This is a genomic window from Ruegeria sp. HKCCA0235A, assembly GCF_013033235.1.
Lineage (GTDB): Bacteria > Pseudomonadota > Alphaproteobacteria > Rhodobacterales > Rhodobacteraceae > Ruegeria.
The window spans coordinates 245,513-267,662 of record NZ_WQDQ01000001.1 but is presented as its reverse complement, the minus strand read 5'-3'; the positions used below and the strand labels follow the sequence as shown (position 1 = coordinate 267,662).

The 22,150-nt window shown below is 58.3% G+C and carries 20 protein-coding genes; 4 read left to right on the top strand and 16 right to left on the bottom strand.

Annotation, left to right across the window (positions count from 1 at the left end; all coding sequences use genetic code 11):
• Nucleotides 1-9 precede the first annotated feature (9 nt).
• The 6 genes from GOW56_RS01285 to purC form a co-directional block, all read right to left on the bottom strand.
• On the bottom strand, nt 10-1,692 hold the full coding sequence (locus GOW56_RS01285; protein WP_371807735.1) for an ATP-binding protein: 1,683 nt from the start codon (nt 1,690-1,692) through the stop codon (nt 10-12).
• 132 nt (nt 1,693-1,824) lie between these two features.
• Nucleotides 1,825-2,493, bottom strand: coding sequence for a phosphoribosylformylglycinamidine synthase subunit PurQ (gene purQ, locus GOW56_RS01280; RefSeq protein ID WP_171204714.1), 669 nt, complete (start codon nt 2,491-2,493; stop codon nt 1,825-1,827).
• 11 nt (nt 2,494-2,504) lie between these two features.
• The gene (locus GOW56_RS01275) at nt 2,505-3,548 is read right to left on the bottom strand and encodes a zinc-dependent alcohol dehydrogenase family protein (RefSeq protein ID WP_171204713.1); all 1,044 of its coding nucleotides are present in this window, start codon (nt 3,546-3,548) and stop codon (nt 2,505-2,507) included.
• Between the two features lie 4 nt (nt 3,549-3,552).
• A complete protein-coding gene (gene purS, locus GOW56_RS01270; RefSeq protein WP_117872765.1) occupies nt 3,553-3,783 on the bottom strand; it encodes a phosphoribosylformylglycinamidine synthase subunit PurS in 231 nt (76 codons plus the stop codon).
• Nucleotides 3,784-3,898: 115 nt separating this feature from the next.
• Entirely contained in the window at nt 3,899-4,564 is a 666-nt protein-coding gene (locus GOW56_RS01265; protein WP_171116063.1) for a MarC family protein, read from the bottom strand.
• A 139-nt stretch (nt 4,565-4,703) separates the two neighbouring features.
• Complete coding sequence (purC, locus tag GOW56_RS01260) at nt 4,704-5,459, bottom strand: phosphoribosylaminoimidazolesuccinocarboxamide synthase (protein WP_117869044.1); 756 nt, start codon at nt 5,457-5,459, stop codon at nt 4,704-4,706.
• Between the two features lie 187 nt (nt 5,460-5,646).
• On the opposite strand from purC, the gene GOW56_RS01255 reads away from it, so the two are divergent.
• Complete coding sequence (locus GOW56_RS01255) at nt 5,647-5,964, top strand: DUF1476 domain-containing protein (RefSeq protein WP_152457893.1); 318 nt, start codon at nt 5,647-5,649, stop codon at nt 5,962-5,964.
• A gap of 121 nt (nt 5,965-6,085) precedes the next feature.
• Nucleotides 6,086-7,099 carry a betaine--homocysteine S-methyltransferase gene (bmt, locus tag GOW56_RS01250; RefSeq protein WP_171204712.1) on the top strand — a complete coding sequence of 338 codons (1,014 nt, stop codon included), beginning with the start codon at nt 6,086-6,088 and terminating at the stop codon, nt 7,097-7,099.
• Nucleotides 7,100-7,110: 11 nt separating this feature from the next.
• Here the strand turns inward: bmt and GOW56_RS01245 are convergent, their stop codons facing one another.
• The 10 genes from GOW56_RS01245 to GOW56_RS01200 all read right to left on the bottom strand — a co-directional run bounded on the left by GOW56_RS01245 (nt 7,111) and on the right by GOW56_RS01200 (nt 18,525).
• On the bottom strand, nt 7,111-7,887 hold the full coding sequence (locus tag GOW56_RS01245; protein WP_171204711.1) for an enoyl-CoA hydratase-related protein: 777 nt from the start codon (nt 7,885-7,887) through the stop codon (nt 7,111-7,113).
• 75 nt (nt 7,888-7,962) lie between these two features.
• Complete coding sequence (locus GOW56_RS01240; protein ID WP_171204710.1) at nt 7,963-8,418, bottom strand: cytochrome c-type biogenesis protein; 456 nt, start codon at nt 8,416-8,418, stop codon at nt 7,963-7,965.
• Nucleotides 8,415-10,379, bottom strand: a complete 1,965-nt coding sequence (locus GOW56_RS01235) for a heme lyase CcmF/NrfE family subunit (RefSeq protein ID WP_171204709.1) — start codon at nt 10,377-10,379, stop codon at nt 8,415-8,417. The genes GOW56_RS01240 and GOW56_RS01235 overlap by 4 nt, the downstream gene beginning before the upstream one ends.
• A 75-nt stretch (nt 10,380-10,454) precedes the next feature.
• Nucleotides 10,455-11,033, bottom strand: coding sequence for a holin family protein (locus GOW56_RS01230; RefSeq protein ID WP_171204708.1), 579 nt, complete (start codon nt 11,031-11,033; stop codon nt 10,455-10,457).
• Nucleotides 11,024-11,635 carry a holin-associated N-acetylmuramidase gene (locus tag GOW56_RS01225; RefSeq protein WP_171204707.1) on the bottom strand — a complete coding sequence of 204 codons (612 nt, stop codon included), beginning with the start codon at nt 11,633-11,635 and terminating at the stop codon, nt 11,024-11,026. The genes GOW56_RS01230 and GOW56_RS01225 overlap by 10 nt, the downstream gene beginning before the upstream one ends.
• Nucleotides 11,636-11,753: 118 nt before the next feature.
• The gene (ccmE, locus tag GOW56_RS01220) at nt 11,754-12,200 is read right to left on the bottom strand and encodes a cytochrome c maturation protein CcmE (RefSeq protein WP_171116077.1); all 447 of its coding nucleotides are present in this window, start codon (nt 12,198-12,200) and stop codon (nt 11,754-11,756) included.
• 7 nt (nt 12,201-12,207) lie between these two features.
• Complete coding sequence (gene argC, locus GOW56_RS01215; RefSeq protein WP_171204706.1) at nt 12,208-13,236, bottom strand: N-acetyl-gamma-glutamyl-phosphate reductase; 1,029 nt, start codon at nt 13,234-13,236, stop codon at nt 12,208-12,210.
• Between the two features lie 94 nt (nt 13,237-13,330).
• Nucleotides 13,331-14,140: a glutamate racemase gene (locus GOW56_RS01210; protein ID WP_170344434.1), complete on the bottom strand. Its 810-nt coding sequence runs from the start codon at nt 14,138-14,140 to the stop codon at nt 13,331-13,333.
• Between the two features lie 8 nt (nt 14,141-14,148).
• Nucleotides 14,149-15,027 (bottom strand): lysophospholipid acyltransferase family protein, encoded by an 879-nt coding sequence (locus GOW56_RS01205; protein ID WP_171204705.1) that lies wholly within the window; start codon nt 15,025-15,027, stop codon nt 14,149-14,151.
• A 78-nt stretch (nt 15,028-15,105) separates the two neighbouring features.
• On the bottom strand, nt 15,106-18,525 hold the full coding sequence (locus GOW56_RS01200) for an indolepyruvate ferredoxin oxidoreductase family protein (protein WP_171204704.1): 3,420 nt from the start codon (nt 18,523-18,525) through the stop codon (nt 15,106-15,108).
• 169 nt (nt 18,526-18,694) lie between these two features.
• Here GOW56_RS01200 and GOW56_RS01195 point away from each other — a divergent pair, with 169 nt between their 5' ends.
• A complete protein-coding gene (locus GOW56_RS01195) occupies nt 18,695-19,603 on the top strand; it encodes a LysR family transcriptional regulator (protein ID WP_171116088.1) in 909 nt (302 codons plus the stop codon).
• A gap of 269 nt (nt 19,604-19,872) precedes the next feature.
• A complete protein-coding gene (locus GOW56_RS01190) occupies nt 19,873-22,119 on the top strand; it encodes a mechanosensitive ion channel domain-containing protein (RefSeq protein ID WP_171204703.1) in 2,247 nt (748 codons plus the stop codon).
• The last annotated feature ends 31 nt before the right edge of the window (nt 22,120-22,150 follow it).

The following is a 22,150-nucleotide window of genomic DNA, read 5'->3' as shown; positions in this document are numbered from 1 at the left end:
CATTCCTCGTTATTCCGCGGCCTCAAGGCCGTCGCTTCCCAGTGCTGGCAACTGCATTTCAAACACCGCGCCACCGTATTGGCCGTTGCGCGCAGTCAGCCGTCCCCCATGGTCGTTCACGATCCCCGACGAGATGGCAAGCCCCAGGCCCACCCCGTCTCCGGGCTGTTTGGTGGTGTAGAACGGCTCGAACAGGTTCTCGATATCCTCGATCCCATGCCCGTTGTCGCGTACCGTCAGGACAGCCGTGTCACCCGCCGCCAGAATGATTTCCACATCCGGCTCTGCCACTGATTTGGTGGCGTCCAGCGCATTGCGCAAGAGGTTGACCATCACCTGCTCGATCCGCATCCGATCCCCCATCACCACCACCGGTTCTTCCGGCAGGATCTGGGTGATCTTCACATGGCGCTGACGCAGCTGTGGCTCCATCATCGACAAGGCCGAGGCCAGCGCTTCGCCAAGATTTACGGGTGAAAACGCATCTGCCCCCTTGCGAGCGTAAGATTTGAGCTGCCGCGTAATCGCGCCCATCCGCTCGATCAGGCCATCGATCCGGCCAAAGCTGGCCAATGCCTCTTCCGGCCGGTTTCGACGCAACAGCAGACGGGCGCCGGCCAGATAGGTTTTCATTGCAGCCAGAGGTTGATTCAGCTCGTGACTGACCGCCGCTGACATCTCACCCAGAGCTGCAAGTTTCGAGCTTTGGGCAAGGGTCTGTTCCGCCAAATCCAACGTCTTTTCAACCCGTTCGCGTTCAGCGATTTCCCGCTGTAGCCTAGCGTTCAATGCGCGAAGCTCTGCCGACTCGCGCTGAAACAGGGTCATGCGCAGCGTCGCGCGTCGGCTCAACGCGTAGAACGCCAGCGCCAGAAGAATCGCAAAGCCCATGATCTCGAGCGCCAGCACGCTGTTCACTTTCTCGCGGATCGAGGCATAGGTCGTGAATGAAGTCATTTGCCAGCCGCGGAACGGGATGCGCGTCTCCAGACGCATCACGGCCTCGCCTTGCAGGTAGGCGTCAGGTGGCAAAGCGGTCCAATCGGTCGTCGCCCGAATGGCCCGCTGGATCGCCCCTTGCGGCGGTTGACGCAGCAGGGCCGCCCCCTCATCCAGACCCCGCCAGCGCGGTTCGGTGGACAGAATGATGGTTCCGGTACTGTCAGTGACCATCACCGCATCCGAAATACCAGCCCATGCCTGTTCAAACTTTTGCAGATCAACTTCGACAACGATCACGCCCAGTATTTCCGCGCTGTTTTCAAGCCGGCGCGAATAGACAAAGCTGTATCCGCCGGATTCCTTGGGAATAACGGAAAAGATCGTCGCATTTGACCGGATCGCGTCCACAAAATACGGAATATTCCTGTGCGCCTCGCCCAGTCTGTTCCGATCCGTCGCCGCAACCGTTCGCCCGTCACCATCCAACAGCATCAACGACGCCGCACCGATTTCCTCCACGAACGAAATCAAACGCTGCGTCGACAACGAATAGTCCCTGGATTGCAGCGCCGAAATCAGTGTCGGGTCCCGCGCCAGCAACTGGGGCACGATCGAGTTGCGGCGCAGTTCGCTCAGCAAATTGCCGGAATACAGCGCAAGGCGCAGCTCGGCCCGGTTGCGGGTGGATTCGGTGAACCTGTCGGTCAACAAGCGGTTGGTGATCCAAACCGTTGCGATTGTTGCCACCATCAATACAATAACAGCCAGCCGCAGCCGCCACCCCAACGGGGCGCCGCGAAAGGGTTTCAGCAGCTTTGACCAGCCTGATCGCACGTCCGAGTTCATGATCAGACGTTACGCGCGGGCGCGCGCGACCTCAAGTCACGCTGCTTCAAACACACCTGACAATGCGCGGAACAGCGCCGCCCCGTCAGTGCCGCCATGCCCTTGATCGGCCGCGCGCTCGGGATGCGGCATCATACCCAGAACACGACGGTTTTCGGAAAGGATCCCCGCGATATCACCGACCGAGCCGTTGGGGTTCTCGGTATAGGTGAATGCGATCCTGTCCTGATCTCTCAGCGCCGCCAGCATCGCGTCATCCGCGAAATAGTTGCCGTCGTGATGAGCGATCGGAATACCGATCACGTCGCCTGCGTTATAGCCACCGGTAAAGACGCTGTCGCTGGTTTCAACTTTCAGGCCCACAGTCTTGCAGATGTATTTCAGCCCGGCATTGCGCAGCAGCGCCCCCGGCAGGATACCTGTTTCCGTCAGAACCTGAAATCCGTTGCAGATCCCGACCGCATAACCGCCGCGTTCGGTGTGGTTGACCACGGCCTTGCAGATCGGCGACTGCGCAGCGATTGCACCGCACCGCAGATAGTCACCGTAAGAAAACCCGCCCGGAACGCCCACGATATCAATACCGTCCGGCAGCGCTGCATCTTTGTGCCAGACCATGTCGACCTGAAAACCGGCCTGCTCAAAGGCGACCGCGAGGTCTCGGTCACAGTTTGATCCGGGGAAAACGATTACGGCTGCGCGCATGGCGGGCCCTCCTACGAGACAAAATCGGTGACGACCGCAACGCCCGGAGGAGTTGGATGGTCAAAGGCGGCAAGCTCGGCGCTCACCTGGTTGAGAGATATTTTTCGCGTGACCAACGGGCTCAGGTCAATTCCACCGCCCGCGATCAGCGACAACAAAGACGGATAGCGCCAGCTTGGCATTCCGCGTGTGCCAAAGACGGAAAGCTGGCCAGAGTAAAGCACATCCATCGGCAACGCCATCTGGGTGTGATCTCCAGCAGGCATCCCGATCTGCACCATGCGCCCCATTTTGCGCAGGGAACGCATCGCGGAAACGGTCGTTGCTTCGACGCCAAGCGCCTCGATCGCAACATGGGCGCCGCCACCAGTGATTTCCTTCACCGCCTGCGGCGCGTCGCAGGTTGCCGCATTGACCACCGCATCTGCGCCCAGAGCCTTGGCATAGTTCAGTTTGTCATCCGTGATATCGACAATTACCACACGTGCGCCAAGCGCCTTGCCCAGCAGCAAAGTGGAAATCCCGACACCGCCACCGCCGAAGACGGCAATCCATTCACCGCCCTGAACCTGTGCCCGGCCGACCAATGCCTGCCACGCTGTCGTCACGCGGCAACCCAACGCGGCCGCGATGTCCGGCGCGATGCTGTCCGGCAAGGATGTCAGGTTCGCGTCAGCATGGGCCACCGCGACATATTCCGCAAAAGCGCCGTCACAGGTGAACCCCGGCACAACCTGATCCGCGCAGATCGTCTGATGACCCTGCGCACAATCCGGACACCGGCCACAGGCCAGAATGAAAGGCGCAATCACCCGATCCCCGACACGCCACCGGGTGACGCGCGCGCCGACGGAAACCACCTCGCCGCAATACTCGTGCCCTGGCGTCATGGGCAGGATGACGTCCGGGTCCGAACCAGACCACGCGTGCCAGTCAGACCGGCACACGCCGCAGGCCAGCACCCGCACGACCACGCCGTCTGCCGCCGGTGCGGGATCCGGGATCGTCATTACCTCAAGCGGCTGACGGTAGGTGATCAGACGCGCGGCCCGCATTCCATCAGACCAGTTCGATCTCGTAGCGTTCGATAACAGTGTTGGCCAAAAGCTTTTCGCACATCTCGGTCACATCTGCTTCGGTCGCGCCGTCGGCCAGTTCAAGGTCGATCACCTTGCCCTGACGCACACCTTCGACCTGATCAAAGCCCATTGCGCCCAATGCGTGCCGAACCGCTTCGCCCTGCGGGTCCAGCACCCCGTTCTTGAGCATCACATGAACCCGTGCTTTCATTTTGGCAACTCCACCTGCGGGCCGCAATCCGAGGCCCATTTCGTTGCGCGGGGGATAGCGCGCCAAATGGCTTTCGACAACCCTGTTTGCAAAGCAGTTTGCCGCAGCAATCCAACTATCCGCCTTCTTTGGCCAATCCCGGGTAATGCGCGTCAATTGCATGGAACGTGCCAGTCAGAACCATCTCGACCGCGACGGCGACCAGCAGGATGGCCATGATCCGGGTCAGGACGTTGATCATTGTCTCACCCAACAGGCGCGAGATCTGATCTGCGAACAACAATCCCAGCCCCACGATCGCGCAGGCAATCAGGATCGCCGAACCCAGCGTCACGATTTCGGCGCCGCTTGACAGTTGGTGCGAAAAAACGATCGTGATGGCGATCGTGCCCGGCCCGATGGTCAAAGGTATCGCCAGCGGTACGACCGCAAAATTCAGTTTCCGCTCGTGCCCGTCATCCATCGCGGCCTGATCGCCCGGCGGCCGGTCCTCGGCCTTCAACATCGACATCCCGATTCCGAAGATGATGATCCCTCCGGCAATCCGGAAAGCCGGCACATCAATGCCAAAAACCCCAAGCACCTCTTCCCCGATCACGACAGCGGTCAGCGCAATAACCGTAACCGAGATCATGACAACAACCGCAACATGCCGCCGTTCTGCCGCGGTGCAGTTTTTCGTCATGCTCAGAAAAATCGGGATGTTGTAAAGCGGATTGAAGATTGCAAGCACGGCGGCCAGAAACTTCAGAAACACTGTCTGATCAAACAGTTCCGCCATTTGACACCCATCCTGAACCTTTTGTGCCTGCCCGAGGCAAACATGCTGGGGAAACGAGAAACTGTCAATTTCAACCGCGAACGAAAAAGCGCCGCATACACGGTTGCGGCGCTTTGGCAAACTTGTGGTCCGGCCGTTCCTAGTTGATCAGCGTCGGCTTGGTGACATTGTTGCTGGGCAGGACACCCAGTCGGCGTGCAACTTCGGAATAGGCGTCGGTCAAACTGCCCAAATCACGGCGGAACACGTCCTTGTCCAGCTTCTGACCGGTTTCGATATCCCACAGGCGGCAGCTGTCGGGGCTGATTTCGTCAGCAACGATCAGGCGCTGATAATCGCCTTCAAACACGCGGCCGATCTCGATCTTGAAGTCGACCAGACGAATGCCCACCGCCAGCATCACACCGCTCATGAAATCGTTCACGCGCAAGGCAAGGCTGAGGATATCGTCCATGTCCTGCTGGCTGGCCCAGCCAAACGCGGCGATGTGTTCTTCGGTGACCAACGGATCACCCAGCGAATCGTCCTTATAGCAGTACTCGACGATCGGGCGCGGCAGTTGCGTGCCCTCTGCAATGCCCAGGCGCTTGGACATCGATCCGGCGGCATAGTTGCGCACGATCACTTCCAGCGGAACGATTTCGCAGTTGCGAACCAGCTGTTCACGCATGTTCAGGCGGCGAATGAAGTGGTTCGGAATGCCAATCTGGGTCAGGCCGGTCATGAAGAATTCCGACAGGCGGTTGTTGAGCACACCCTTGCCGTCGATCACGTCCTTCTTTTCCGCGTTGAAGGCGGTGGCGTCATCCTTGAAATACTGGACGATCGTTCCCGGTTCGGGGCCTTCGTACAGAATCTTGGCCTTGCCTTCGTAGATTTTCTTGCGACGCGCCATAAGCGACCTTTCCACTCTGCACAGAGGGATTGAGTCCCCTCACGTTGGCGTCCTCATAGTCCAAGCACCCATTTCCCGCAAGTTCATGTACCCGAGAGGCTTTGACGCAGCGCAAATCCCTTGCGCATGGGACGTCGTATAGTCATATCATCAGGAAAGAAGACATAACCCAAGAGGTCCTTGCCCTATGACGACGTTCGACGAACGCGAAAACGCCTTTGAAGCCAAATTTGCCCATGACGAAGAGATGCAGTTCAAGGCACAAGCCCGCTGCAACAAGCTTTTGGGTCTGTGGGCTGCTGAAAAACTGGGTAAATCCGGTGCCGACGCCGAAGAATATGCAAAGACGGTCGTGATTTCCGACTTCGAGGAAGCCGGGCACGAAGATGTCGTTCGCAAGGTTTCGGGCGATCTGGGCAACCTGTCCTCGGACGAGGAAATCCGCGCAAAAATGGCCGAGCTTCTGCCGGAAGCCAAGGCGCAGGTCCTGAGCGAGACCAACTGAGCCTAGGGCGTCCGACTCATGATCTTCATGAGTTTTATGAATTTGATTTGACGCCTTGGTCATGAGACACGGGGCGTCTCTTTTTTTAACGGCGTTTTGCGCCTTTTCCTGGAACAACCCTATGACAAACGCGCTGAGCAAGCTTCTGGAATCCAATGACGCCATTCTGGCCGATGGTGCCACGGGAACGAATCTGTTCAACATGGGCCTGCAATCTGGTGACGCTCCCGAACTCTGGAACGTGGATGCCCCGGACAAGATCCGGGCTCTGTATCAGGGGTCGGTTGATGCAGGCAGCGATCTGTTCCTGACCAACACGTTCGGCGGCACAGCGGCACGGCTGAAACTTCATGACGCGCACAACCGCGTGGGCGAGTTGAACCGCATCGGCGCCGAGCTGGGACGCGAAATCGCCGACAAGGCCGGACGACCTGTCGTCGTTGCAGGATCGGTCGGCCCAACCGGGGAAATCATGGAACCGGTCGGCAGCCTGTCGCACGCGGAAGCCGTGGAAATGTTCCACGAACAGGCGGAAGCGCTGAAAGAAGGTGGCGTGGATGTTCTGTGGGTCGAAACCATCAGCGCCCCCGAAGAGTTTCGCGCCGCCGCCGAAGCCTTTGCCCTGACCGACATGCCCTGGTGCGGCACAATGAGCTTTGACACGGCCGGACGCACGATGATGGGTGTCACCTCGGCCGATCTGGCCCAGTTGGTTGAAACCCTGCCGAATCCTCCCATCGCCTTTGGTGCAAATTGCGGCACCGGCGCGTCCGACATTCTGCGCACCGTGCTGGGCTTTGCCGCGCAAGGCACTGAACGCCCGCTGATCTCGAAGGGCAACGCAGGCATTCCGAAATACGTGGATGGTCACATCCATTATGACGGAACGCCCGAACTGATGGGGCAGTATGCCGCCATGGCGCGGGATGCCGGCGCGACCATCATTGGCGGGTGCTGCGGAACCATGCCCGACCACCTGCGCAAGATGCGTGAGGCGCTGGACAGCACGCCGCGTGGTGAACGCCCGACGCTCGATCAGATCACTGATGCGCTGGGTCCGTTCACATCCGCCTCGGACGGGACGGATGACGATGCGGCACCGGAACGTCGCACACGCCGCCGCCGCCGCGCATGATGTCAGCCTGATCAGCGCCCTTCGAATTTCGGAGGGCGTTTTTCCATGAAGGCCACGACACCTTCGGCAAAATCCCTCGAACGGCCACATTCGCCTTGCAGGTGCGCCTCGGTCGCAAGCTGCTGTTGCAGGGTGTTTTCATACGTTCCGCGAATGGCCCGCTTGATCGCGCCATAGGCGGCCGTGGGTCCTTTTGCCAGATACTCTGCCCTCTTGCGCCAATGATCGGCGAAAGCGTCATCCGGCACGGTTTCCCAGATCATGCCCCATTCATCCGCCTGCTTTGCAGTGATCTTGTCGGCAAACAAGGCCGCGCCCATCGCTTTGGCCAACCCCATCTGACGGGGCATGAACCATGTTCCCCCGGCATCGGGAAGCAGACCGATACGGGCAAATGCCTGAAGAAAATAGGCGCTTTCCGTGGCAATCACCACATCGGCACAAAGGGCAAGGTTCGCGCCTGCCCCGGCCGCCGGTCCGTTCACTGCGGCAATCGTGGGTACCGGGCAATTGTGGATCGCTTCCAACATCGGTTCGTATTCATCGCGCAGCGACCGTTCCAGATCGATCTTGCCGGTTGAAGACGCATCACCCAAATCCTGCCCCGAACAAAACGCGGGACCAGCACCGGTGATGACGACACAGCGCGCCTTGACCGCTGCATCTTTCATGGCGTGCGTAATTTCTGCCCGCATCTGGGTGGTCAGCGCGTTCATCTTGTCCGGCCTGTTCAGCGTCAGAACTGCCAGACCGTCTACAATCTCCAGAGCAACCGTTTCGTAATTCATGAAAACCCTCCCGTCGCGCCATGTGTTTTTGCACACTTACTGGCCCGGACGGGACGGGAAAAGCAGAACCACGCGTCAGTCTTCAAGAATTTGACGCAGACGTTCTTTTTCGTCCTCACTCAACGCGACAGAGTCCACCGAAGCACGGGCCTTGGCCCGGGTGCGGAGAAAGTTCAGCCCAACCGCGGCAGCGATCAACAGCATGATTGGCCCGGCCAGCCACAAAAACAGGTTCGAGCCGCTGGCAGTCGGTTTCAGAAGTACGTATTCGCCATACCGATCAACGATAAACGCGATCGCCTGTTCATCCGTATCCCCAGCCACCAACCGTTCCCGCAACAACACGCGCAGATCACGCGCCAGATCCGCGTTGCTTTCGTCGATGCTCTCATTGCGGCACACAAGGCAGCGCAGCCCGGCGCTGAGATCCCGCGCCCGCTGTTCCAGAACCGGATCATCCAGCACTTCGTCGGGCTGCACCGCAAAGACAGGGGTTGCGAGCATCATCACAATCAGAACAAACCGTTTCATTCCGCAGGTACTCCGCCGACCGGGGTTTTTCTTGCGCCTGCGGCCACACGGAAGCGCCTGTCACACAGGCTCAGGACACCGCCAAGCGCCATTAGGATACAGCCGCCCCAGATCCAGTTTGCCAGCGGCTTGATATAAGTTCGCATCACCCAGCCACCATCTGCCTGTCGATCGCCGATCACGACGTAAAGGTCCCCGAGGAAACGATAATCGATCGCCGCTTCGGTCGTGGGCATCCGCGCAACGGGGTAATCCCGTTTTTCCGGGTGCAATGTCCCGATCGGGCGGCCATTCTTTTCAACCAGAACATCCGCCGTGGTCGAAAAATAGTTCGGCCCCTCGACCCGACGGACATCTTGCAGCGTCAGCGTGAACTGTCCGACTTCGAAAGGTTGGTTGGGTTGGGCGACGCGAATATCCTCGTCCTCCCACGCAGTCAGGCCTGCAATGGCAAAGATGGTAACACCCAGCCCGGTATGAGCGACGGCTTTACCCCAATCCGCACCTGGCAGGCGGAACAAGCGTTTCAGGCTGCCGTTGCGCCCCGTACGGCTCCACAAATCAACGATGGCGCCAAATGTAATCCACGCCCCAAGGAACAGACCCACCGGCCCCAAAGCGCTGCGGCCGGTCTGCATCGCCCAAACCAGCAGGGCAATCGCCAGGGCCAGACCAAAGGCATAGCGCAGCGACCAGGCCGTTTTTCCAATCCGCCCGCGTTTCCACGGCAACATGGCCCCGATGGGAAGGATCAATCCCAGCAAAACCATGAATGGAGAGAATGCAGCGTTGAAAAACGGCGCCCCGACCGAGAGTTTGCGATCAAACATCATCTCGGCCACCATCGGCCACATCGTACCGACAAAGACCACGAAACAACTGACCGCCAGCAGGACGTTGTTTACGATCAGCGCGCTTTCGCGGCTGACCATGCCGAAAACACCCTTGGCCTCCATCGCCTGCGCCCGCGCGGCAAACAAAGTCAGCGCCCCACCGATGAAAACCACCAGAATGAACAGGATGAACACCCCGCGTTCCGGGTCATTGGCAAAGGCGTGAACCGAGGTCAGCAGCCCCGAACGAACGATGAATGTTCCGATCAGCGAAAAACCGAAGGCAATGATTGCCAGCAGGATGGTCCAGCTTTTCAGCGCCTCGCGCTTTTCAACAACGATTGCCGAATGCAGCAGCGCTGCCGCCAGGAGCCACGGCATGAAAGAAGCGTTCTCAACCGGATCCCAGAACCAGAAACCGCCCCAGCCCAGCTCGTAATAGGCCCACCAGGACCCCAGTGCGATGCCGATCGTCAAAAACACCCAGGCGGCCAGCGTCCATGGGCGAACCCAGCGGCCCCACGCCGCATCGATACGCCCTTCGATCAGCGCGGCGATGGCAAAACTGAACGCCATGCTCAGCCCCACGTAGCCGAGATACAGAAATGGCGGGTGGAAGGCCAAACCGGGATCCTGCAACAACGGGTTCAAATCCCGCCCGTCAAACGGCGCAATTGCCAGCCGGTCAAACGGGTTCGAGGTAAACAGTATGAAAGCAAAAAACGCCACGGCAATGGCAGATTGAACCGCAAGCACACGCGCCTTCAGGCTTGGGGGCAACCCGCCCCCAAAGAACGCCGCCATCGCTCCGAACAGCGTGACAATCAGCACCCAGAGCAGCATCGATCCTTCGTGGTTTCCCCACGTCCCGCTGATCTTGTAGATCATCGGCTTGGCCGAATGACTGTTTTCGACCACGATCCGCAGCGAAAAGTCCGACACGATGAAAGCCCAGATCAGCGCACCGAAGGAAAATGCAGTCAGCAGAAACTGGACGATGGCAGCAGGCTCGGCAAAAGCCATCCAGCCGGTCCAGTTTTTTGACGCACCGATCAGAGGCACCACGCTTTGCACGATGGCGACGAAAAAGGCGAGGATGAGGGCGAAGTGGCCAAGCTCTGTAATCATGCCCCGGAATATACTGCGAGGCCGAACCGGGGACCATTAACTTTCGCATGATCCGGGGGCACATAGTGTCGCGGGTCAAAGCCCCCGAAGCTTGCGCCAATCGGTCAATGCTGGATTCGCATCAGGACGCGAGGCGTTCTGTATCAGGTTGGCATCAGGGCCTGGGTCGGCGACGCCCGGGCTGTCGCTGCGCATGGCCCGCACCGTTTCTATGTTCCCCATGACCGTCGGCAGGCGCTGCATGGCTGCGCCTATATCCCGCTGAAAATCCTGCATTTTGCTCTGATGGCGCGCGCCAAAATAGAAAGAGACAATCACGCCCAGCAACCACCAAAGAGGTTCCGGCACCAGCGCAATGCCCTGCATGCGTTCAGCGAACCACAGCGGATCCACCATCGCGGCACCAAACAATCCCAGCGTTCCTAGTGCCAACGCCGGGCGCGGCAACCGGTTCACGCCATCCATGACGCGGTCGAACAGGCCTTTTTGAGGAAACACGAACTCTCGGCCGAACTGCGTCATTGCCTGACTTTGCAACTCTGTCGCGCGCTCGGCACGGGACTCGGCGTTTTCCCGGTATATTTCAACCGTCTCACGCACAGCGTTGCGACCGCCCCCGAACAGCAGCGCCAATACCCCCGAGATCAACCCCATGCCGCAACCCTTTCCTTGAATTCACTTTCCGTCAGACGATAGCGTGGCGACAGAAACTCTTCGGCCCGTTTGATCCAGCCTCCTTTGCCACCGGATCGGGTGCGCGCGTATTTTCTGGATGCCGGTCGTTTGTCGGCCAGCCGAAAGTAATAGTTCCGCCGCGCCACGCCATACGCATCGCGCAACGCGTTGGGATCTGGTTGGGCAGCGTCTTCGCACGCCTGCGCCGTTTTCGCGCCGATCACGCCATCTGCCACCAAGTCAAACCCCATATCACGCAAAAGCCGTTGCAGGATTATTACTGCTTGCGCACCGGCATTGACGTACATGTCGAAGACAGGGGCATGCAGAACATCCGGCAACAGTGCGATGCGTGGCTCTTCAAAGTAGTGCTGAACAAAGATATCGACCGCCTCGGGCTGAGTAAGCGCTCGGACATCCGCCACGTCAACCAGCCCATCCCCCGTCAGATCCAATCCAAGCCGGCGCATCGTATGGATCGTGACACCGAACTTGGTTGCCCCGCCCGGATCGTCCGGGTCATTCACGTACCCGCCTTCCCGGCGCACAATTTCATTGGCAATCTGCCGAACCGTTTGCATAGCGCCCTCATTTCGTTGAATGGCGCTGACGATCCCGAAAAAGAATTAACAAGCCTGAACGACCGAGGGCGCTGCCCGCATCCCGCGCGCAACGCCCTCAACACGAATGTGGGTCAGGTCAGCTTTCTTCAGCCTCTTTGTACACGCCCTGCTCTTTCAACGCGTCCACGACTTCTTTCGGCATATAGGTTTCGTCATGTTTGGCAAGAATTTCAGTGGCTTCAAACACACCGTTCACGTAACGCCCGGTGCCGACCATGCCCTGATTTTCCGAAAACAGATCAGGCAGAACCCCAGTGAAAGATACCTTTACGCTTTCGCCGCCGTCGGTGACGACAAAATGTACGGTTTCGCCCTGCCCACGGATGATTGAACCTTCTTCGACCAGGCCGCCAATCCGAAAGACCTCGGTCGGCTTGGGTGGTTCGGCAATCACCTGGCTTGGCGAGCGGAAAAAGTTGATCCCGTCGCGCATGGCATAGCCAATCAACGCAGTCGATGCCACCAAGGCAACGACAGCTACCAGAATGACTTGTACTCGGCGACGTTTCTTGAGCGTTTTCATACCGTCCTCACGGAAATAACGGTGCCATCATCAGGCCCCGGGTTTCAGTCTCACCTAACATCAGATTGGCGTTCTGCAAGGCTTGGCCACTGCTACCTTTTGTCAGGTTATCCAGCGCCGCGATCACGATCGCGCGCCGTTCGATCCGGTCTGCCACAACACCGATATGACAGAAGTTGGACCCGCGCACGTGGTGGGTCGATGGTGTCTCGCCCATCGGCAGCATCTGAATGAAAGGCTCATCCGCATAAGCCTTTGCAAGCGTTTCATAGATGCTCAGCGGGTCACCTTTTACGTAGGTCGTGGCCAGAATGCCCCGGTTTGCGGGGATCAGGTGCGGGGTGAACTGCACATGAACCGTACGCCCGGCCAGTTTGGAAAACTCCTGATCGAACTCACCCAGATGCCTGTGGGTCCCGCCGACGGCATAGGCGTTGGTGCCCTCGCTCAGTTCGGCGTGCAACAGGTTTTCCTTCAGCGACCGCCCTGCCCCGGACACAGCGCATTTCAGGTCCAGCACGATATCGTCCAGATCAATCACTCCGGCAGAAATCAGTGGCCGCAGAACGTATTGCCCGGTTGCTGCATTGCACCCTGTGCCCGCCACCAGCCGCGCGTCCCGGATTTCGTCGCGATAGAACTCGGTCAGGCCATAAACAGCCTCTTCCTGCTGCTCGAGCGCGGTATGCGGGTTGCCGTACCACTTTTCATATTCGTCCGGGTCAGTCAGCCGGAAGTCAGCAGACAGGTCGATGATCTTCAGATCCTTGGGCAGCGCACTGATCACTTCCTGGCTGGTCTTGTGCGGAAGGGCACAAAAACACAGATCGATCCGGGAAAAATCGATCTCGGAAATCTTGCACAGATCCGGCAGGTTCATGTGGCGCAGATGGGGGAAAACCTGCGCCATGGTCATCCCCGCCTTGCGTTCGGCGGCCAGCGCGACGATTTCCATGTTCGGGTGTTCGGCGATCAGCCGCACCAGTTCCGCACCGGTATAGCCCGAGGCACCCAGAATTGCGATTTTATGGGTCATGTCAGACCTCTTCTCAACGTGTGTCACATGTTACGACCGCCGATGCGACGGTCTTGGAATAATGAAAGCAGAACGGCCGCGTCCTTGACCTAAGTCAGGCGGCCTCGAATGTGATTTGTCGTCGGAGGAACTGGGTCGCCCGATCGCTCACCACATTGGGTTTCCCCGTCGTCAGGAAGCCTCCCGGGCCGGTACCCAGCATGTTGGGGTGGCGATGCAGGTAATCCGCAAGGCTTTCAGCAACCAGCTCTCCCTGGCTGTAGACCTGCACGTCAGGTCCCAATGCCGCCTGAAATGCTTCGGCCATGAGCGGGTAATGCGTACAGCCCAGAATGGCGGCCTGCGGTTCGGGCATCTTGCGCTTGAGGGCTTCTACATGGCTGCGCACCAACGCCTCGGCAAGGATCATGTCACCGTCTTCGATGGCATCCACGACGCCACCACATGCCTGCGCCTCGACATCCACGCCAATTGCCCGGAACGCCAGCTCGCGCTGAAAGGCCCGGCTGGACACAGTGGCGGGCGTGGCGAACAAGGCGACATGCTTGACTGCCACTTCGCGTGGTGGGGAATTGTCGCCCCATTGCCGTTCGGTCAGTGCTTCGATCAATGGGACAAAAACACCGAGAACCCTTTTGCCGTCGGGCACGCCTTCTTCCTGCATCCGACGCAGCGCCGCCGCGCTGGCGGTGTTGCAAGCCAGAATCACCAGATTGCAGCCGCGATCCCAAAGGTCCTGCACGGCCTTTCGGGTCAGCTGATAGATGTCCTCGGCATCGCGCACACCGTATGGGGCATGCGCGCTGTCCGCGTAATACAGGAAATCAACGTCAGGCAGACGTGTCTGCGCGGCGCTCAGGACGGTAAGACCGCCCAATCCGGAATCAAAGATACCTACTGCCATTAGCCCCTTCAGGCGCGATGCCGTTCCTCAAACTCGTAGCCATAGTCATACGACTTCAGCGGTGTTGGAGACAGCTCATACGTCGCTTTGCGCAGGAAATCCATCATCTTGCGCGTATCCTTGCCCAGCGGGTCCAGAATGTCGCGTCCGATCGGCGCGCCAATCACCACATTGACCGGGGTATCAACACGTTTTTTGAATTCCTTGATCAGCAACCCCATGCGCAGGGTGTTGTGCATATGGCTAGCAATCTGAAACAGACGTGACGTGTGCCCGTCGAAGAACACCGGAACGACGGTGGCATTGGATTTGGCCACCATTCGGGCCGTGAAACCGCGCCAACCCGGATCCATGGGATGCGCGAACGGATTGACGCCGGTGCTGACCGTACCCCCAGGGAAAATCCCGATTGCGCCGCCATCGCCAAGGTAATTCAATGCGGTCTTCCGCGTATCCAGATTCAGTTTCACCGCTTCTTTGGTTTCATCAAACGAAACAGGCAAAACGATACGGTTCAGGTCTTCGGCCTTGCGGAAAACGCGATTTGCGAGAATCCGGAAATCACCACGGGTCTGGGACAATATATGCCCCATCATCAGCCCATCCAGAATTCCATATGGATGGTTTGCAATCAGGATAAGCGGACCTTCCTTGGGGATATTCGCCAGTGCGCCACCAACGACATCCAAGGTCAATCCATAGCGATCGACCATGACCGACCAAAAATCCCGACCCTTTGCGACTTCTTGTTCGTATCCGTCGGCCCGTTTGATCAGACGCAACCGTCCCGTGGTGTTCTCCATCAGCCTGATGACCAACCGCCCCCCCTTGGTTTCGGCGGAATGCGCATACGAGATGTCACGAACGACATGACGACGAGAAGACATGAAGGGCTCCGTTTTGCTGCCCGCAAAATAAGTACAAGCAACAGGTTTGACCAGCTATCGTGACACCCTTGTGACGAATTACTCTGCCGCAGCTTGCAATTCAGGCCCACCGCTGCGGATGACGGCCAGCAGCTCTTCTCGCCGTTTCGCAGCCTTGGCCTCATTTTCCCGCAGTACCGGCCCAAATCCGCGGATATCCAGCGGCAAACGGGCCAGGGCGGCAATCGCATCACGGGTGTCCTGCGACACCAGGGGCAGAACCTCGCGCATGTCCTTTTCATACTGTCGGATCAGGGCGCGCTCCATCTTGCGTTCGGATGAATACCCAAAAATGTCCAGTGGTGTGCCGCGCAATGCCTTGAGTTTGGTCAACAGCTTCAATGCAGTCAGGATGGATTCGCTGAAGGCACGCTTTTTCGGCCTGCCATTGCTGCCTGATCCGCCGAATATCGGCGGGGCAAGGTGAAAGGTCATCTTGAAATCACCATCAAACTCGGCCGCCGCTTTTTCCCGACTGGTCAGCAGAAGGCGCGCAACCTCGTATTCGTCCTTGTACGACAACAGCTTGTGATACCCTTTTGCCACCGCTTCGCGCACATCCGCGTCCTCGACACTGTCCACCAGCTTGCGGTACCGCCTGGCCAGCCGGGCGCTTTGATATTCCGTCAGGTGCTGCGTGCGAAACGCGATGATCTGATCCAGTGTCTTAGGCATCTCAGCCACGGTCGGCGCAAGGATGGATTGCACGTCTTCCGGGTGCAGAACCGCCCAACGTCCAATATCAAACGCACGTTTGTTGCGTTCGACCGCCGTGCCGTTCAATTCGATGGCCTCAAAGATCGCCTGATGGCTGACCGGCAACAGCCCGCGCTGCCAGGTCGCGCCGAAGATCATCATGTTGGAATAGATTGAATCCCCCATCACCGCGCGCGCCAGTTCGGTCGCATCAAACAGCGAGACATCTTCTTTCAGCCGCGCTTGCAGGGCCAGTTCCAGCTGATCCGCCGGAATGCGGAACTCGGTATCACGCGTGAAGTCGCCCGTCACCGTTTCATGGCTGTTCACGACGGCCCCCGTACGTCCAGTGCGCGTCAGGCCCAACGTCTTTGCGCCGGCCGAGACCACCAGATCGCCGCCGATCAGCGCGTGGGCCTCGCCAGTGGCGACGCGAATCGCGCTAATATCCTCGGGGCGGTTGGCCAATCTACAGTGTATGTGGACTGCGCCGCCTTTCTGCGCCAGCCCCGCCATTTCCATCATGCCCGCGCCTTTTCCGTCAATCTGCGCCGCCTGCGCAAGGATGGCGCCAATGGTGACGACACCCGTACCGCCAACGCCGGTAATCACGACGTTGTGCGTGCCGGTGATCTTCGGCAGATCTGGTGTTGGCAAATCTGGCAGATCAATTTCGGTCGTCGCCTCTTTGCGAATTTTCGCGCCCTCAAGCGTCACGAAAGACGGGCAGAAACCGTTCAAGCACGAGTAATCCTTGTTGCAGCTCGATTGATCAATGGCCCGCTTGCGGCCTAGCTCGGTCTGTTTGGGAACGATCGACACGCAGTTTGACTGTACACCGCAATCGCCGCAGCCTTCACAGACATCGGTGTTGATGAACACACGCTTGTCGGGATCGGGGAATGTCCCGCGCTTGCGGCGGCGGCGCTTTTCGGCAGCGCAGGTTTGTACATAGACGATGACCGATACGCCCTCGATCTCGCGAAACTTCTCCTGCACCTGCATGAGGTCGGCACGCTCGTATGTCTGAACGCTGGCGGGCAGAGCCTTGAAGTTGACGTCCTCTTTTTCATCGTAAACCAGAGCCACCTCTCGGACACCCATTGCCTTGACCTCGGCAACGATCCGTTCGGCGGTCAGGTCGCCCTCATTCTCCTGCCCGCCGGTCATGGCAACCGCGTCGTTGAACAGGATCTTGAAGGTGATGTTCGTTCCTGCGGACAACGCAGCCCGGATCGCCTGAACGCCGGAATGGTTGTACGTGCCATCGCCAAGGTTCTGGAATACGTGCTTGGTCGTTGAAAACGGAGCCTCACCGATCCAGTTGGCGCCTTCCCCACCCATCTGAGTGAAACCGGTCGTCTCGCGATCCATCCATTGAACCATGTAGTGACAGCCGATACCGGCATAGGCGCGGCTGCCTTCCGGTACCCTTGTCGAGCTGTTATGCGGGCAGCCGGAACAGAAATACGGAAGCCGCGTTGCTATTTCCTGTGCGTTGTCGGCCCGGCGCGCTTCTGACAAAGACGCCAGCCCGGCCCGGATACCATCGGTCTCGCGCCCCTCTTCAATCAGGATCTCGCCCAGCTTTTCAGCGATCATGATCGGGTCAAGCGCACCGCGCGTCGGGAACAGTTCTTCGCGGTGCAATGTCCCGGCACCACCTTTGTACCAGCCATAGACCCGGCGTCCGCGCCGGTCGTCAAAGATGGCCTCTTTGACCTGAACCTCGATCAGCTTGCGCTTTTCCTCGACGATCACGATCAGGTCCAGCCCCTCGGCCCAGTCGTGGAATCCGGCCATATCCAGCGGGAAAGTCTGCCCCACCTTGTACGTGGTAATCCCCAGGCGCTCGGCCTCGGCTTCGTCGATATTCAGAAGCGAAAGCGCATGTGTCAGGTCCAGCCAGTTCTTGCCCGCCGCGACAAAACCGATCTTGGCGCCGGGTTTGCCCCACATCCGCCTGTCCAGCTTGTTGGCGTGTGAAAACGTTTCGGCTGCGAACCTTTTGTAATCGATGACACGCGTTTCCTGCAGATGCGGCGTGTCGCCCAACCGGATGTTCAACCCACCTTCTGGCATGTCGAATTCTGGGATGACCATTTGCATCCGGTCCGGACTTCCATCCACGACCGAGGTGACTTCGATCGTGTCCTTCATCGTCTTCAGACCCACCCAGACACCCGCGAAACGGCTGAGTGCAAATCCATAAATTCCATAGTCGAGGATTTCCTGAACGCCAGCGGGGCTGACGATCGGCATGTACATGTCGACCAGCGACCATTCCGACTGATGCAGCACCGTCGAGCTTTCGCCGGTATGGTCATCGCCCATCGCCATGAGCACACCGCCATGTTTGGCTGTCCCTGCCATGTTTGCGTGGCGCATGACGTCACCGGACCGGTCAACGCCCGGCCCCTTGCCATACCAAAGCCCGAAGACCCCATCGAATTTGCCGTCGCCGCGCAGACCCGCCTGCTGGCTGCCCCAAAGCGCGGTGGCTGCCAGGTCTTCGTTCAAACCGAACTGAAACGTGATATCGCTTTCGGCCAGTGGCTTTTGGGCCCGCATCATTTGCTGATCCACTGCCCCCAAAGGCGACCCGCGGTATCCGGTGACCAATCCCGCGGTGTTAAGGCCCGCTTGCCGGTCTCTGGCCTTTTGCATCAGCATCAAGCGCACAAGCGCCTGCGTTCCATTGAGAAGAACCGGGTTTTTCTCAAGATCGAACCGGTCGTTCAGCGTTATCTGTGGCTGGCTCATCAGACGTCTCCCCTCGTCAGATCAGTGTGCTTTACTTGGGTTCATTTTAGGTCATAATTTCTGACCTGTATAGAATTTATCCACTGATATGTAACGATTTCGTCCTTTGAATGTAGAACTTGTTACCTATTTCATATAGGGCTTCTGAAAGATAACGAAAGTTGCGGTGATGGATTGGGACAAGCTTAGAATATTTCACGCGGTGGCCGATGCAGGCAGCCTTACGCACGCCGGAGACAAGCTGAACCTGTCTCAATCCGCCGTAAGCCGACAGATCCGCGCATTGGAAGAGTCTCTGGATGCCACCCTGTTCCACCGTCACGCGCGGGGGCTGATTCTCACCGAACAGGGCGAGTTGTTGTTTGACGCCACATCCGCCATGTCGAAACGGTTGGATGCCGCAGCTGCACGTATTCGCGACAGCGAGGAAGAAGTCTTTGGTGTTTTGCGTGTCACGACGACCTTCGGCTTTGGAACACTCTGGCTGGCACCGCGCTTGCCGAAACTTTATGAGCAATACCCGGACCTGAACATCGACCTGATGCTTGAAGAACGCGTTCTGGATCTTCCGATGCGCGAAGCGGACGTCGCCATCCGCATGAAAGAGCCCAGCCAGGCTGATCTGGTGCGCAAGCGCCTTATGACCGTTCAGATGATGTTGTATGCAACCCAGGATTATATCGAAAACCACGGCGGCATGTTGCAGTCCCTGGAAGAGATCAAGGACCACCGTCTGATTTGTCAGACCCCTGCGGCGCCGCAGGTTGGGGCCAGTGCCGCTATGGTGCGCCACCTGATGACCTATAATCCCGGGTCCTTGCTGACTGTGAACAACTATTTTGGTGTGCTTCAGGGCGTTTTGCACAATCTGGGCATCGGTGTTCTGCCCGATTATGTCACTCAGGATTTTCCGCACCTCGTGCCCATCCTGTCAGACATCGAAACCGCAGATGTTCCGGTTTATCTGGCCTACCCGGAAGAATTACGGCATTCAAAACGCGTTGGCGCGTTTCGCGACTTCGTGCAGGACGAAATCATCGCACAACGTAAGCAGCTGAAACAGATGGGAAAACTGTAGCTATGCGCAAATAGCATAACGGACATGAAGTGATCACAGAGTTAATTGCCTTGAACGTTCACAAACTGACCCCTAAATGAGCACTCGAAGGCGGTGATGCTGAAACGCTCATCATCTTCATACCTCCCTGTTGGACTACGGCCGAGCTCATAGCTCGGCCTTTTTTTTGGCTGGACCCTGCATTAAGTCAGCGAAAGCTCTGGGAAAAATACACGCATAGGCATATGATCCCCAAAAAACGATACAATTTCGTGTTTGAGGGAAAATACATGTTCCACCCACTCCGCCTGGTTTTGGCGCTCGTCTCAGCATTGTTCATGGCAGTGCCACTATATGCACAGGACGCCGGCTCAACTTCTACAGTGGCCATTCCGGAAGACCTGACACCCGAACAGGTCGACGATCTTGTTGCACGCATGTCCGATGATCAGGTTCGCGCAATTCTATTGGAGCGTCTTGATGCCGTGGCGGAAAAACAAGCCGCCGAAAAGGCGGACGTAGAAGACCCGTTGACCGAGATAAGCGAGATTTGGGCAGCCATGGTCGCATCCTGGACACATGTTCTGACCACTGCTCCCAACATTATCACCGCGCAGATTACCGCGTTCAGCAATTTTAGCGATACATTCGGAACGACCGGTGTCTTTACACTTATGGGGCTTGTCCTTTCTGTACTTGTTGTCGGTTTCATTGCGGAAAAGCTGTTCATCTTCCTGACACGTCGCTGGCATGAAGCGACCGAAGCGGCGGACGAGGCCGACCTTTGGGGCGCCGTCAGATACCTGTTTCGTCGGTTCTGCCGCGAAATCGCCGGGCTGATCATTTTCTATGTCGTGATCCGCGCAGTTGGCCGCGGTCTTCTAACCACGGAACAGATCACCTATGCTGCACCGTTTGTATTCTATCTTATCTGGGTGCCGCGATTGGGTGCAGCAGCGTCCCGGTTTGTTCTGGCACCGGAAAAGCCGCAATTTCGGCTGGTCAATATCGACGACCACTGGGCAAAGTACCTGCACCGCAACCTGATCGGCCTGTTGATCCTGATCGGGTTCACGCTGTTCGTCGTACGGTTCAACGCGCTCAATGGCGTCACGGGTGACGATACCCGCATTGGCTTCTGGCTGAACGCTGCAATTCACGTCTATATCGCCGTAATCGCCTGGACCGCGCGCGAAGGACTGTCGCAGATGATGCTTGGGACAGACCCGGATCACACGAAATTCGATGAGGAAGTTGCGCATTATTACCCCTATTTTGCCATCGGCGTTTCGGTGGCAATCTGGCTGCTGGTCGAGTTCCTGGTCGCACAGCGTGATCCGGCAACATTGAGATTGCTGACCAGCGGTGCGCATTTCACGACGATGTTCTGGTTGTTGATTGCACCTGCGCTAGATACGCTGATCCGCGGTCTCGTGCGGCATTTGCAACCGCCAATGTCGGGCGAAGGTCCTCTTGCCGAACGCGCCTACCGTTCCGCGAAACGCAGCTATATCCGGATTGGTCGCGTTATCGCCGGCTTGGTCGTTGTTTTCATGATTGCACGCGCATGGCATCTTGACCTGCGCAATGTCGCTTCGGCCGGTGTCGGTGCCGAAGTCGGCGGGGCTGTGATCGAATTCCTGCTGATCATCGCCGTTGGCTATATCCTGAACGAGGTCGTCTCGCTCTGGATCAACCGCCGACTGGCCAGGGAACAGACTGCGGCCGAGGCCCTGGACGAAGAGGCAGGCGGTGAAGGCGGCGGTGCCGGCGGCTCCCGTCTGGCGACGGTTCTGCCTCTGATGCGGATCACCGCCCAGATTACGATTGCCGTGATTTTTGGCCTGCTGGCGCTGGGCGCATTGGGCATCAATATCACGCCGCTTTTGGCCGGTGCCGGTGTTCTGGGACTGGCGATCGGCTTTGGTGCGCAGAAGCTGGTTGCTGACATCGTGGGCGGGGTTTTCTTCCTGATCGACGATGCCTTCCGCGTCGGAGAATATGTCGATGTCGGCGGCACAATGGGAACTGTCGAGAAAATCTCGGTTCGCTCGATGCAACTGCGTCACCACCGAGGTGCCGTGCATACGATCCCGTATGGTGAGATTCAGAAGCTGACAAACTTCAGCCGCGACTGGGTCATCATGAAGCTGAAGTTCACCGTGCCGTTCGATACCGACCCCAACAAGGTCAAGAAGATCTTCAAAAAGATCGGCGCCGAAATGATGGAGGACGAAACCCACAAGGATGGCTTCCTGCAACCGTTCAAATCGCAGGGCGTGTTCGACTTCGACGATGTCGGCATGATCATCCGTGGCAAGTTCATGGCCAAACCCGGCAAGCAGTTCACCCTGCGCAAAGAGATCTTCAACCGGGTCAAGGCGGCCTTCAAGGAAAACGGCATCGACTTTGCCCGCCGAGAGGTGCGCGTGGCGATACCGGGGCAGGAAGAGGCCGAAAACCTTACCCCGGAACAGAAGGCCGCTGTAGGCGCCGCAGCCGCAGCTCAACTCAACAAAGACCAGGGGTCAGCGTAACCGTCACGGTTTACGCCTTGGATTTTGCGCC

Coding starts and splice junctions, on each gene's coding strand:
- GOW56_RS01285 (WP_371807735.1), bottom strand. CDS start 1,692: ATGGTGGCAACAATCGCAACGGTTTGGATCACCAACCGCTTGTTGACC.
- purQ (WP_171204714.1), bottom strand. CDS start 2,493: ATGCGCGCAGCCGTAATCGTTTTCCCCGGATCAAACTGTGACCGAGAC.
- GOW56_RS01275 (WP_171204713.1), bottom strand. CDS start 3,548: ATGCGGGCCGCGCGTCTGATCACCTACCGTCAGCCGCTTGAGGTAATG.
- purS (WP_117872765.1), bottom strand. CDS start 3,783: ATGAAAGCACGGGTTCATGTGATGCTCAAGAACGGGGTGCTGGACCCG.
- GOW56_RS01265 (WP_171116063.1), bottom strand. CDS start 4,564: ATGGCGGAACTGTTTGATCAGACAGTGTTTCTGAAGTTTCTGGCCGCC.
- purC (WP_117869044.1), bottom strand. CDS start 5,459: ATGGCGCGTCGCAAGAAAATCTACGAAGGCAAGGCCAAGATTCTGTAC.
- GOW56_RS01255 (WP_152457893.1), top strand. CDS start 5,647: ATGACGACGTTCGACGAACGCGAAAACGCCTTTGAAGCCAAATTTGCC.
- bmt (WP_171204712.1), top strand. CDS start 6,086: ATGACAAACGCGCTGAGCAAGCTTCTGGAATCCAATGACGCCATTCTG.
- GOW56_RS01245 (WP_171204711.1), bottom strand. CDS start 7,887: ATGAATTACGAAACGGTTGCTCTGGAGATTGTAGACGGTCTGGCAGTT.
- GOW56_RS01240 (WP_171204710.1), bottom strand. CDS start 8,418: ATGAAACGGTTTGTTCTGATTGTGATGATGCTCGCAACCCCTGTCTTT.
- GOW56_RS01235 (WP_171204709.1), bottom strand. CDS start 10,379: ATGATTACAGAGCTTGGCCACTTCGCCCTCATCCTCGCCTTTTTCGTC.
- GOW56_RS01230 (WP_171204708.1), bottom strand. CDS start 11,033: ATGGGGTTGATCTCGGGGGTATTGGCGCTGCTGTTCGGGGGCGGTCGC.
- GOW56_RS01225 (WP_171204707.1), bottom strand. CDS start 11,635: ATGCAAACGGTTCGGCAGATTGCCAATGAAATTGTGCGCCGGGAAGGC.
- ccmE (WP_171116077.1), bottom strand. CDS start 12,200: ATGAAAACGCTCAAGAAACGTCGCCGAGTACAAGTCATTCTGGTAGCT.
- argC (WP_171204706.1), bottom strand. CDS start 13,236: ATGACCCATAAAATCGCAATTCTGGGTGCCTCGGGCTATACCGGTGCG.
- GOW56_RS01210 (WP_170344434.1), bottom strand. CDS start 14,140: ATGGCAGTAGGTATCTTTGATTCCGGATTGGGCGGTCTTACCGTCCTG.
- GOW56_RS01205 (WP_171204705.1), bottom strand. CDS start 15,027: ATGTCTTCTCGTCGTCATGTCGTTCGTGACATCTCGTATGCGCATTCC.
- GOW56_RS01200 (WP_171204704.1), bottom strand. CDS start 18,525: ATGAGCCAGCCACAGATAACGCTGAACGACCGGTTCGATCTTGAGAAA.
- GOW56_RS01195 (WP_171116088.1), top strand. CDS start 18,695: ATGGATTGGGACAAGCTTAGAATATTTCACGCGGTGGCCGATGCAGGC.
- GOW56_RS01190 (WP_171204703.1), top strand. CDS start 19,873: ATGTTCCACCCACTCCGCCTGGTTTTGGCGCTCGTCTCAGCATTGTTC.